General features: G+C 59.7%; 8 protein-coding genes. 6 read left to right on the top strand and 2 right to left on the bottom strand.

Annotated features, from left to right (window positions below; all coding sequences use genetic code 11):
- The first annotated feature begins 321 nt into the window (after positions 1-321).
- Entirely contained in the window at positions 322-2,589 is a 2,268-nt protein-coding gene (locus tag FJQ89_RS08455; RefSeq protein ID WP_141169860.1) for a carboxy terminal-processing peptidase, read from the top strand.
- A gap of 199 nt (positions 2,590-2,788) precedes the next feature.
- Here the strand turns inward: FJQ89_RS08455 and FJQ89_RS08450 are convergent, their stop codons facing one another.
- Complete coding sequence (locus FJQ89_RS08450; RefSeq protein ID WP_141169859.1) at positions 2,789-3,715, bottom strand: LysR family transcriptional regulator; 927 nt, start codon at positions 3,713-3,715, stop codon at positions 2,789-2,791.
- 114 nt (positions 3,716-3,829) lie between these two features.
- On the opposite strand from FJQ89_RS08450, the gene FJQ89_RS08445 reads away from it, so the two are divergent.
- Entirely contained in the window at positions 3,830-5,044 is a 1,215-nt protein-coding gene (locus tag FJQ89_RS08445) for an MFS transporter (protein ID WP_141169858.1), read from the top strand.
- 178 nt (positions 5,045-5,222) lie between these two features.
- Here the strand turns inward: FJQ89_RS08445 and FJQ89_RS08440 are convergent, their stop codons facing one another.
- A complete protein-coding gene (locus FJQ89_RS08440) occupies positions 5,223-5,906 on the bottom strand; it encodes a pentapeptide repeat-containing protein (RefSeq protein ID WP_243136478.1) in 684 nt (227 codons plus the stop codon).
- 309 nt (positions 5,907-6,215) lie between these two features.
- Between FJQ89_RS08440 and alaC the strand changes: the two genes are divergently transcribed.
- The 4 genes from alaC (at position 6,216) to FJQ89_RS08420 (ending at position 11,984) form a co-directional block, all read left to right on the top strand.
- Positions 6,216-7,433 carry an alanine transaminase gene (alaC, locus tag FJQ89_RS08435; RefSeq protein ID WP_141169857.1) on the top strand — a complete coding sequence of 406 codons (1,218 nt, stop codon included), beginning with the start codon at positions 6,216-6,218 and terminating at the stop codon, positions 7,431-7,433.
- Between the two features lie 264 nt (positions 7,434-7,697).
- Entirely contained in the window at positions 7,698-8,600 is a 903-nt protein-coding gene (locus tag FJQ89_RS08430) for an HNH endonuclease (RefSeq protein ID WP_141169856.1), read from the top strand.
- A 386-nt stretch (positions 8,601-8,986) separates the two neighbouring features.
- On the top strand, positions 8,987-11,275 hold the full coding sequence (gene metE / locus FJQ89_RS08425; RefSeq protein WP_141169855.1) for a 5-methyltetrahydropteroyltriglutamate--homocysteine S-methyltransferase: 2,289 nt from the start codon (positions 8,987-8,989) through the stop codon (positions 11,273-11,275).
- Positions 11,276-11,489: 214 nt separating this feature from the next.
- On the top strand, positions 11,490-11,984 hold the full coding sequence (locus FJQ89_RS08420; RefSeq protein WP_141169854.1) for a hypothetical protein: 495 nt from the start codon (positions 11,490-11,492) through the stop codon (positions 11,982-11,984).
- Positions 11,985-12,079: the final 95 nt, after the last annotated feature.

Below are 12,079 nucleotides of genomic sequence, written 5' to 3'. Positions count from 1 at the left end.
TTTTGCACAAAAACATCGTCTGCATCAAGCGTTGCGAAAATGCCCCATTGACTTTTCTGATTTCAATGGCGCAAGTTGATCTTCATCGCTGGCGGGCGATGCGATTTTTGTCACGAATGTTTCAGTTTGTAATGAATGAGACGCGGCCTTTAATCCGCGTTTAAGCTTCCAGGAAGAAACTGATCTTCCATGGGAGACTGCCAGGCCGTATCCTGTAGAATAATATGCAGACCAGTCGTGTATTCCCCTTACTGTCTTGCTGGCTGGCGCATGCATAGCTGCGCCGCCTGGAATTGATTCAACTAATTTTCGGAGAAGCCGATGAAGAAGCAAATGATGCTGGTCACCCTGGTGCTCGCCCTGTCAGCCCACGCTGGCGCAGCCCAGACGGACAAGAGCGCCGCTCCTCCGCTCACCATGAAGCCGCTGGCCCAGCAAACGCAGGCCGCCTTGTGGGCATCGCGCGTCTTGACGCGCGTCCATTACAAGGCCACGCCGCTCGATGACGCCATGTCGGAGAAAATCTTCGACCGCTATTTCAAGTCGCTGGACGCGGAAAAACTGTTTTTCGTGCAGGCCGACATCGACCGTTTCGCCCCGCTGCGCACCCGGCTGGACGATGCCATCATCAATGAAGACTTGACGGCGCCGTTTGCCATTTACAACCTGTACCAGCAGCGTTTCGACGAGCGCATGGCGTATGCGCGTGAATTACTCAAAACCAAGTTCGACTTTGCCGCCGACGAGAGCTACCAGATCGACCGCGAAAAGGCGGCCTGGCCGAAGAACGACGAAGAAGTGCGCGACCTGTGGCGCAAGCGTGTCAAGAACGACTGGCTGCGCCTGAAACTGGCGGGCAAGGAAGACAAGGCCATCCGCGAAACGCTGGACAAGCGCTATGAAAGCTACACCACCCGTTCGCGCAAGCTCAACAGCGAAGATGTGTTCCAGATCTTCATGAACGCTTACGCCATGTCGATCGAACCGCATACCAATTACCTGGGCCCGCGCGCCTCGGACAACTTCGACATCGCCATGCGCCTGTCGCTTGAAGGCATCGGCGCCGTGCTGCAGACGCGCGATGAATATACGGTGGTGCGCGAAGTCGTGCCGGGCAGCCCGGCCGGCTTGTCGGGCAAGCTGAAAGTGGGCGACCGCATCGTCGGCGTGGGGCAGGGCGAAAGCGGCCCCATCACCGAAGTACTGGGCATGCGCATCGACGACGTGGTGCAGCTGATCCGCGGCGCCAAGGATTCCGTGGTGCGCCTCGATATCCTGCCGGCCGACGCCGGCCCGGACGCCAAGCACGTGGTCTTGCCGCTGGTGCGCAAGAAAATCAGCATGGAAGAGCAGGCGGCGAAGAAATCGGTCATCGAAGTGCGTGAAAACGGCGTCAAGCGCCGCATCGGCGTCATTTCCCTGCCGACGTTCTACCAGGATTTCGAGGCGCGCCGCCGTGGCGACAAAGATTTCAAGAGCGCCACGCGCGACGTCAGCCGTTTGCTGACCGAGTTGAAGAAGGATAAGGTCGACAACGTCCTGATCGACTTGCGCAACAACGGCGGCGGTTCGCTGAACGAAGCCGTCGAACTGACGGGCCTGTTCATCGACAAGGGCCCGGTCGTGATGCAGCGCAATGCCGAAGGCAAGGTCGACGTGGAAAGTGATACGAATGCCGGCCTGGCATGGGATGGCCCGATGGGCGTGCTGATCAACCGCGGCTCCGCATCGGCCTCCGAAATTTTCGCCGCCGCCGTGCAGGACTACGGCCGTGGCGTCATCATCGGCGAAGGCAGCTTCGGCAAGGGTACCGTACAAACCTTGTTCAACCTCGACCGTTTCGGCGGCAGCGAGAAAGCCCGCTTCGGCGAGCTGAAAATGACCATCGCGCAATTCTTCCGCATCAATGGCGGCACCACGCAGTTGCGCGGCGTCACCCCCGACATCAAGCTGCCAGCCATGTCGGACACGGAAAACTTTGGCGAATCGAGCTATGACAATGCCCTGCCATGGGTGGCCATCAAGCCGGCGCAATACATGCCGACGGGCGACCTGAAAGATATCGTGCCGCTGCTGGACAAGAAGCATGAAGCGCGCGTGGCCAAGGACAAGGATTTCCAGTACTTGCTCGATGACATAGCCCTGGTCGTCAAGCAGCGCAAGGAAAACCAGATTTCGCTCAATGAAACCGTGCGCCGCAAGGAGCGCGATGCCCAGGAAGCGCGCGCCAAGGCACGTGAAAAGCGCCTGATCGCACAAATTTCGAATCCTGCCGACGACCTGGTGGTGATTCCTGATCCAAAAGACGTGCTGAAGGGCGCGAAAGCGGCCAGCAAGACGGCCAAGCAGATCGCCGCCGTGAAGGGCGCCTTGCGCACCGACGACGGCTTGCAGGGCGACGAGCGGGCCCTCAGCGCCGAGCTCGATGCCGAAACGGCCGCCAAGAGCGCCAAGGACGTGCTGCTGAACGAAGCGGCGCGCATCCTGGCCGATGAAGTGGCGCTGATCAAGGCCGATACCCGCATGGCGTCCAAGGTCTTGCCGTATGGCGCCGATACCAAGGCGACGCCGGTGACGGCAGCGAAGTAAGGCTTGTTGTGAGGTGGAAAACCGGCTCCTGAAGGAGCCGGTTTTTTTTCGTCCCGATCAGTTATCTGTTTGGCGTATTTCTATCATTCCAACAATCAATTGGATTGATATGCCGCGATGCAGCATAATGCACTTGTCTCCTCTATTCTCCTCCAAGAAAATAGATTCAGCCCGCTCTCGCAGCGGGCTTTTTTTTGCCTCAGATTTTGTGCGTTGGGAGTTGCACGTCGGGCTGGGCGGCCAGCAGGGCCGTGAGCCAGCCGGCAAACGCCTGCAGCTTGGGCGTGGCCAGCCGCCCTTGCGGCGTCAACAGCGACATGGGCATCGGCGTCGGCGGGTGGTCGGCCAGCACGGCCACCAGCGCGCCGCTGTCGAGGTGCTCGCGCACCTGGTACAAGGCCGCTTGCGCCAGGCCCAGCCCTTGTAGCGCGCAGGCGACGCTGGCGTCGGCATCGTTGACGGCGATGGGGCCGGCCATCTGCACGCGCACGACCTCCTTGCCTTGCAGGAAATCCCAGTCGAAAGCGCGTCCCGTGCGGCCCGAATAATGCATGATGCCGCTGTGCGTGGCCAGGTCCGCCAGGGTGTGCGGCGTGCCGTGGCGCGCCAGGTAGGCAGGGGACGCGCAGGTGACAAAGCGCATCAGGCCGACCTGTTTGCCGATGAAGGCGGAATCTTGCAAAGTGCCCACGCGCAAGGCGCAATCGATGCCTTCCTGCGTCAGGTCGACCAGGCGGTCCGTCAGGCTCAGCTGCAATTGCACGTCCGGCCAGGCGGCGTGGAAGCGCGCGATATGCGGCACGACCAGCCTGCGGCCTACCGTATTGGGCAAGTTGATGCGCAACAAGCCGCGCGGTTTTGTCGCGTCGGGCCCACGGAACGCCAGTTCCGCCGTGTCGACGGCCTTCAGGATATCGATGCAGTGGCGAAAGTACTCGGCCCCTTCCGGCGTCAGGGACAGGCGGCGCGTGGTTCGCTGCAGCAATTGCGTGCCCAGATAGGCTTCCAGCTTTTGCAGGGTGGCCGTCAGCGCGGCGCGCGGCAAATTCAAGGTCTCGGCCGCTTTGGAAAAGCTGTTGGCTTCGACGATGCGCACGAAGGTCTGCATGGCCTTGATCTTGTCCATAGGATAGCTTCCATTGTTCATTTTATGTGAAAAGTGTAGGTAGATTATGCGCTAATTATCTTAGGCCCGGTTTTGCCTAGAATGGCAACATCCCTATCGAACCGAGGAAACAACATGAACAAGGCCTCATCTTCTGCTCCCCACGACATTGCACCCGCCATGGTGCTGCTGCTGGCCGTCGCTTCCGGCCTGATCGTGGCCAATCTGTATTATGCGCAAACCCTCGTCGGGCCCATCAGCGCGTCGACGGGCCTGTCGGCCAAGGCGGCCGGGCTGATCGTCACGCTGACGCAAGTCGGCTATACCCTGGGCCTGCTGTTTGTCGTGCCGCTCGGTGATTTGCTGGAAAACCGCCGCCTGATCATCACGGCCTTGCTGGTGACGGCCACCGCCCTGGTGGTCGCGGCGATGAGCACGGGCGCCATCGTGTTCCTGGCCGCTGCGCTGGCCATCGGCCTCGGTTCCGTGGCGGCGCAAGTGATCGTGCCGTTTGCCGCCCACCTGTCGCAGGAAGCGACGCGGGGCCAGACGGTCGGCAAGGTGGTCAGCGGCTTGTTGCTGGGCATCATGCTGGCCCGTCCCGTGGCGTCATTGGTGGCCGCGCACGCCAGCTGGCACGTGGTGTTTGGCGGCGCCGCCGTACTGATGCTGGCGCTGGCAGCAGTCCTGCGCCGCGCCTTGCCCGTACGCCAGCCCGTGTCGAATATGAAATATCCGGCCCTGATGGCCTCGCTGTGGCATCTGCTGCTGGGCACGCCCGTGCTGCGCCGCCGCGCCGCTTACCATGCGGGCCTGTTTGGCGCCTTCAGCCTGTTCTGGACCGTCACGCCGCTGGTGCTGGCCAGCCCCGCGTTCGGCCTGTCGCAAACGGGCATCGCCATCTTTGCCCTGGTCGGCATGGCCGGCGCCGTCGCCTCGCCGATTGCCGGCCGCCTGGCCGATGCGGGCCACACCTTGCCTGCCACGGCTGCCGCGCTGGCGCTGGGCATCGTCGCGTTTGCCTTGCCGATGTTTGCGCCAACGTCAAAACACGTGGCACTGGGCTTGCTGGTGCTCGCTTCCATCGTGCTCGATATGGGCGTGGCGGCGAATCTGGTGCTGGGCCAGCGCGCCATCTTCAGCCTGGGCGCGGAAGTGCGGGGCCGCCTGAACGGCCTGTATTTCGCGCTGTTCTTCGCCGGCGGTGCGGCTGGCTCGGCCATCGGTGCCTGGGTGTACGCCAGCTACGGCTGGCCAGCGACCTTGCTGACCGGCATGGCGTTTCCGGGCCTGGCCCTGCTGGTGTGGCTGGCAGAATTTTTACCGCTGGCCACGCGCCGCCCGGCTTGAAACCCTGATGTCTGCTCATTATCACTGGCAGTAATTTCTATCATCATGAATATAAAGTGGCGTGATATGCCGCGATGCCGCAAGATGCATTTGTCTCCTCTATCTCCTCCAAGGAAATAGATTCAGCCCGCTCCCGCAGCGGGCTTTTTTTTGCCTGTTGAAATTAAATCAATACCAATTAGATTACTACCAGATCGAGCGCGCGCATGAAGTTCGCTGCCTGCGCATGCGTGATGACGGCGCCTTTCAGCAGCGCCGCTTCGCTCAATTTGAAACCGTCGATATCGACGCCGCGCAAGTCCGCGCCCTGGAACTTCGCCAGTTTGATGGTGGCGTTGCGCAAGCTGCCCCCTTCGAAGACGGCGTCGCGGAAGTCGCAGCCGGCCAGGTAGGCGTCGGAAAAATCCAGCTGTTTCAAGATGGCCTTGCGGAACGAGAAGCCGCGCAGGTCGGCGCCCACCAGCAGGCTGTCTTCGAAGGTGAGGCCCAGGTGGGCCACTTCCTCGAACGAGGCGCCCGTCAGCTTGCAGCCGCGGAACGTGACCGAGGCGAGTTTGGCGCGGCGCCATTTCGTGTTGTTCAGGTCGCAGCCTTCGAACGTGGCGTCGACGGCGTCGACGGATTCGAAATCGGCGCTGCCGGCGCGGCAGCGGCGCCAGGTGCTGCGCGCCAGCTTGCTGGCGAACAAGCTGGTTTCGGCAAAGGTGCAGCGTTCAAACGTGCAACCTTGCAAATCGAGGCGCGACAAGTCTTCGCCGTCGAAGGTGCACTCGATGAAGTGGTGCACTGATTGCGCCAGTTGCTGCTCGATGCCGGCGCGGTCCAGGGTCATGCTGCTTGCTGCGGTGTCGTGTGTTGCCATCCGTCTCATTCCTAAAGTAAAAAAGCAGGGGAGGGATGGCGCGGCGGGAAATGCACGAACCAGAACACCTCCCCGGCTGGTGTAACAGCCAAGGGTCAGCGCCGTGGGTCCGCTTGGGCGGGAGCATGCCGGACGGTGCCGGGCACTTACCGGGTTACCAACCGGTGCGCTCATTTTCGATCAGCCTTCATTGTAACGGCTCTGCAGCACCCTTGCCAGTGCTGGATAAACCGGGTTAATATCGTTGCAGGCACAGCCACTGTGCCAACGTCGCTCGGACGGATCCGGGCGCTTACGTAAAGAGATATCATGACCGACAGCCAAGCTCCGCGCAGCTTTTCGCGCATCAATCGCCTTCCCCCCTACGTTTTCAATATCACCGCCGAGCTCAAGATGGCCGCTCGCCGCCGTGGCGAGGACATCATCGACATGTCGATGGGCAATCCCGATGGCGCCACCCCGGCCCACATCGTCGACAAGCTGATCGAAACGGTGAAACGTCCCGACACGCACGGCTATTCCGCGTCAAAAGGTATTCCGCGGCTGCGCCGCGCGATTGCGCACTGGTACAAGAAGCGCTACGAGGTCGACATAGACCCGGACAGCGAAGCCATCGTCACCATCGGCTCGAAAGAGGGCCTGGCGCATTTGATGCTGGCGACACTCGACCGTGGCGACACGGTGCTGGTGCCGAACCCCAGCTACCCGATTCACATCTGGGGCGCCGTGATCGCCGGCGCCGACATCCGTTCCGTGCGCATGGGGCCGGGCGTGGATTTCTTTGCCGAACTGGAACGGGCCATCCGCGAAAGCTACCCGAAGCCGAAGATGATGGTGCTGGGTTTTCCGTCCAACCCGACGGCGCAATGTGTGGAACTGGAGTTTTTCGAGCGTGTCGTGGCGCTGGCAAAACAGCACAATATTTTGGTGGTGCATGATCTGGCCTACGCCGACATCACCTTCGATGGCTGGAAGGCGCCGTCGATCATGCAGGTGCCCGGTGCGCGCGATGTGGCCGTGGAGTTTTTTACCATGTCGAAAAGCTACAACATGGCGGGCTGGCGCATCGGTTTCATGGTCGGCAACGCGGAACTGGTGTCGGCCCTGGCGCGTATCAAGAGCTATCACGACTATGGCAGTTTTACGCCCGTGCAAGTGGCGGCCATTGCCGCGCTGGAAGGCGACCAAAGCTGCGTGACGGAAATCTGCGCCCAGTACCAGCGCCGCCGCGACGTGCTGGTGAAAGGCTTGCATGAAGCGGGCTGGATGGTGGAAAAGCCGAAGGCGTCGATGTACATCTGGGCGCATATCCCCGAGGCTTACCGCCACCTGGGTTCGCTGGAGTTTGCCAAGCTGCTGCTGCAAAAAGCCAGGGTCAGCGTCTCGCCCGGCATCGGCTTCGGCGAGTACGGCGACGAATACGTGCGCTTCGCCCTGATCGAAAATGAGGCCCGCGTACGGCAGGCCTTGCGGGGCATCAAGAATATGTTGCGTTCTGGCGACGGGAAAGCGCATGCGGCAACGTAAAAAGTTGTCGCACGGAATGATCTGTTGCCCCTAATATCACTACTGCGAATTTCTGACATCACGAATATAAAGTAGTTTTATATGCTGCGACGCCGCATCATTCATCTGTCTCCTCTATCTTCCTCCAAGGAAATAGATTCAGCCCGCTCCCGCAGCGGGCTTTTTTTTGCCTGGAAATTCATATTTGTTGTCTGAAGAGTATTCTGTGGACGTTGGTGGCAATGCATGTTTCAATGCGCGGCTATCCTCCTATGAAAGTCCGACATGGCACATGAAAATCTGAGCAAAGGACAGCAAAAAGTTCCTGAGGCGGACACGTTTTTCATCAATAGCGATGCAACGTCCAATAATGAGTTCAGTTTTCATAACGAATGGTTAGTCAGGGGCGTTGCGGTGACAAGTGGCGGCCCCGAGTTCCTGGAAAAGATCAAGCGGCCCAGGCGCGGTGACACCCTGCTGTTATGGGTAAACAAGATCGGCATCGTTGCTGCTGGCACGGTGCTCGATGACGCGCCAGTCATCGTGTATCGCGGCGGGGGAGTGGTCAGTCCGAATGAATCGGAAGAGTATCACCGCATGGTGCGCTGGTATGCTGATCTGCGCAGTACGCCTGTCTCCTCGGCCGAAGTCGTCGTTTTTCACGGCACCAATCCCCGACAAGCTTTCGGGGCCTTGAACAAAGGGAAGGAAGCCATCCTCGCATTGATCGCCAGCAGGGTGGAGCAAAATGATATCCATGATTTGCTTTCGAGGGGGAAGGGGCGATCAACGGAGATAGAAATACTGTGCCAGGCCCGGCGTGGCCAAGGCAGGTATCGGGACGAATTGCCCGCATTGTGGGATAGAAAATGTGCGGTAACGGGGTGCGATCTTGAGCCGGTTCTGCGTGCTTCGCATGCGCTGTCCTGGCAAGGAGCCACTGATCAGCAGCGCCTTGATCCCCATAATGGTTTGCCGCTGATCGCGACCCTGGATGCCTTGTTCGATCGGGGCCTGATCAGCTTTGCTGATGATGGCGCCATGTTGTGCTCCCCCTCGCTGCTGGGGCGGCATCGTGAACTCATCGGTTTGCCTGCTCCGTTGCGCATCGTTTTGAGGGAAGAACAAAAATATTATCTGCGCATGCATCGGCAACGCTTTGCCTTTTGTTCGCCGCCCCAGGATTGAATAGTGGCCGCAACTGCCGTTGATGTCGCTGCCTGTTTCGCAACTTGTACGAGATATGGATAATTCATATCTCCGCTATCACAACATGTAATTGGATTGATATGCTGCAATGCGGCATCATGCATCTGTCTCCTCTATCTTCCTCCAAGAAAATAGATTCAGCCCGCTCCCGCAGCGGGCTTTTTTTTTGCCCGTCGCCGTCACACAGTGCCGGTAGGCTATGCGGTCGTCCGTTTCAGCGGCGCGGGCGTGACCCGCGCAAGACGGCCAGATGCGTTCGAGCATGATTTCACATGAGTGGTATTCATGGATATATAAAATATTATCATTATTTTTAATGGATGGAACCTTTTATGATGTGTGCATACTTCATAAGGAGCACCGTCATGACCGTCACGACACACAATCTGGGCTACCCGCGCATCGGCGCGAAACGCGAACTGAAATTCGCCCTGGAAGATTACTGGAAGGGCCAAAGCAGCCTGGATGCGCTGGAAGGCCAGGGCGCGCAATTGCGCCAGCGCCATTGGCAAGAGCAAAACGCGCTGGACTTCGCGCCCGTGGGCGACTTTTCCTTCTACGACCAGGTGCTGGACCTGAGTTTTACTCTGGGCAATTTGCCGCAGCGCGTGCGCGGCCTGGAAGGCGCGGCGCTTGACAACTATTTTCGTGTGGCGCGTGGCCGCTCGGCCAGCGACAGCGATTGCAGCTGCGTCCACGCCGGCGAAATGACGAAATGGTTCGACACCAATTATCACTACATCGTGCCGGAATTTGCGGCCGACACGCAATTCAAGCTCGACAGCAGCCGCCTGTTGCAGCAACTGGCGCAAGCGCGCCAGCTCGGTGTAAAAGCCAAGCCCGTACTGATCGGCCCCGTTACCTATTTGTGGCTGGGCAAGGCCAAGGATGATTCCGACAAGCTGGCGCTGCTGCAAGGCTTGCTGCCCGTCTACGTGCAATTGCTGCAGGAACTGGCCGCGCAAGGCGTGGAATGGGTGCAGATCGACGAACCGATCCTCGTCACGGAACTGGGCAGTGAGTGGCGGCAGGCGCTGCTCACGGCCTACGCGGCCTTGAGCAAGGTCCATCACCTCAAACTGCTGCTGGCCACGTATTTCGGCAAGCTGCAAGATAACCTGGAACTGGCGTGCAAGCTGCCGGTGCAAGGCTTGCACATCGACGCCGTGCATGCCCGCGATGAAGTGGGGCAAGTCATCGCGCAATTGCCCGCCACCAGCGTCTTGTCCCTGGGTGTGGTGAATGGCCGCAATATCTGGAAGACGGACTTGAATGACGTGCTGGCATGGCTGGAACCCGTGCATGCCAGCCTGCAGTCGCGCCTGTGGATCGCCCCGTCGTGCTCGCTGCTGCACGTACCCGTCGACCTGGCCAGTGAACAAAAGCTCGATGCCGATATCCAGTCCTGGCTGGCCTTTGCGCGTCAAAAGCTCGATGAAGTGCACACCATTGCCGGCGCCCTGAACCATGGCCGCGCCTCCGTGCAGGCGGCGCTCGATGCCAACCATGTCGCCGTTGAAGCGCGCCGCCAGTCGAGCCGCGTGCACAATCCGGATGTGAAAGCGGCCGTGGCGCGCATTGATGCGACGCTGGGCCAGCGCGCCAGCGGCTATGCCGAACGTGCCGCCGAGCAAGCTGCACTGCTGCAACTGCCACTGTATCCGACGACAACCATCGGCTCCTTCCCGCAGACAGCGGAAATCCGCCAGGCGCGCAGCCAGTTGCGCAGTGGCCAGCTGGACGAAGCCAGTTATAAAAAGCTGATGCAGGCGGAAATCGCCCATTGCGTCAAGGAACAGGAAACCCTGGGCCTGGACGTCTTCGTGCACGGCGAAGCGGAACGCAATGACATGGTGGAATATTTCGGCGAACAGCTCGATGGCTACGCCTTCAGCCAGTTCGGCTGGGTGCAATCGTACGGTTCGCGCTGCGTCAAGCCGCCCATTTTGTTCGGCGACATCAGCCGCCCGCGCGCCATGACGGTCGAGTGGAGCACCTACGCCCAGTCGCTGACGGACAAGCCGATGAAAGGCATGCTGACTGGCCCCGTCACCATCCTGAACTGGTCCTTCGTGCGCGACGACCAGCCCCGCTCCGTATCGTGCTACCAGCTGGCGCTGGCCATGCGCGCCGAAGTGCTGGACCTGGAGCAGGCCAGCATCCGCGTGATCCAGATCGACGAGGCGGCGCTGCGCGAAGGCTTGCCACTACGCAAGTCGCAATGGGCCGAATACCTGCGCTGGGCCGTGGAATCGTTCCGCATCACGGCCAATGGCGTGGCTGACGAGACGCAAATCCACACGCACATGTGCTATTCGGAATTCAACGACATCATCGCGCAGATCGCCGACATGGATGCGGACGTCATCACGATCGAAACCTCGCGTTCCGACATGGAGTTGCTCGACGCCTTCGATGATTTTAACTATCCGAACGCTATCGGCCCCGGCGTCTACGACATCCACTCGCCCAACATTCCGAGTCAGGAACAGATGGTGAAACTGATGCGCAAGGCCGCTGAACGTATCCCCGCGCAGCGCCTGTGGGTCAACCCCGATTGCGGCCTCAAAACGCGCGGCTGGAAAGAAGTCATTCCCGCGCTGGCGAACATGGTGGCGGCGGCAAAAACCTTGCGCGGCGATAACGCGGCCTGAGGTTGGCAGGGGGGGGAGAGGGCAGATATAAGGAATAGCTATTTCTATCATCACAACATGCAATTGGATAATGATGCTGCGATGCGGCATCATTCACCTGTCTCCTCTACTTCCTCCAAGGAAATAGATTCAGCCCGCTCCCGCAGCGGGCTTTTTTTTGCTTCATCGCTTAAGATCCCCTTGCTTGACCATGCACATAAAAGGACGCAAGTTGATGATTTCTTTGTTGCGCGCCATGGGCATGCTTGCGCTGATGGCGCTCGGTGCCTGTTGGGCGGAAAAACACCCGTTCGACCGCCATCTGGCCCAATTGCGGCCGAATACGCTCACAGCGCTGCCCGATATGGGGTGGCCAGCCGGCACGCTGCTGTGTCCGATCGGTCGTTATCAGAGCGAGCTGAGCGACTCGGCGCCTCATGCAGATCGCGTTAACTTGTTCCTGAAGCAAAAGCAATTCCTGGGTGAGGAAGGCCATTGGTCGCTCATCGTCGTCAAGCCGCTGCCGCAGGGAGACGCCGGTATCGAGCAACTGTTTTTCAAGCGTGCAGATTATGACGTGATCAATGATACGCAACGCATCGCGCGCGATGCGCAGACAGTGCCACCGGGGTTTGTGCCGCAGGCTTGTGTAACCGTAGAGCAAGCCCGCGTGCTGGTGACGCGTGAACCAGGATCGCGGCGAAAACTCATTATTTTCGGAACGGTCTGACGAGATATTGATAAAACATATTTCTATCATCACAACATGCAATTGGATTGTTGTGCTGCAACGCGGCATCATTGCACCTGTCTCCTCTACTTCCT

The organism is Janthinobacterium tructae (assembly GCF_006517255.1).
GTDB classification, from domain to species: domain Bacteria; phylum Pseudomonadota; class Gammaproteobacteria; order Burkholderiales; family Burkholderiaceae_D; genus Janthinobacterium; species Janthinobacterium tructae.
Note: the sequence above shows the minus strand (reverse complement) of the source record. Positions and strands in the feature narration are given on the sequence as shown.

What these genes read in the sequence shown, in the direction of transcription:
- FJQ89_RS08455 (WP_141169860.1), top strand. Translation starts at nt 322, where the DNA reads ATGAAGAAGCAAATGATGCTGGTCACCCTGGTGCTCGCCCTGTCAGCC.
- FJQ89_RS08450 (WP_141169859.1), bottom strand. Translation starts at nt 3,715, where the DNA reads ATGGACAAGATCAAGGCCATGCAGACCTTCGTGCGCATCGTCGAAGCC.
- FJQ89_RS08445 (WP_141169858.1), top strand. Translation starts at nt 3,830, where the DNA reads ATGAACAAGGCCTCATCTTCTGCTCCCCACGACATTGCACCCGCCATG.
- FJQ89_RS08440 (WP_243136478.1), bottom strand. Translation starts at nt 5,906, where the DNA reads ATGGCAACACACGACACCGCAGCAAGCAGCATGACCCTGGACCGCGCC.
- alaC (WP_141169857.1), top strand. Translation starts at nt 6,216, where the DNA reads ATGACCGACAGCCAAGCTCCGCGCAGCTTTTCGCGCATCAATCGCCTT.
- FJQ89_RS08430 (WP_141169856.1), top strand. Translation starts at nt 7,698, where the DNA reads ATGGCACATGAAAATCTGAGCAAAGGACAGCAAAAAGTTCCTGAGGCG.
- metE (WP_141169855.1), top strand. Translation starts at nt 8,987, where the DNA reads ATGACCGTCACGACACACAATCTGGGCTACCCGCGCATCGGCGCGAAA.
- FJQ89_RS08420 (WP_141169854.1), top strand. Translation starts at nt 11,490, where the DNA reads ATGATTTCTTTGTTGCGCGCCATGGGCATGCTTGCGCTGATGGCGCTC.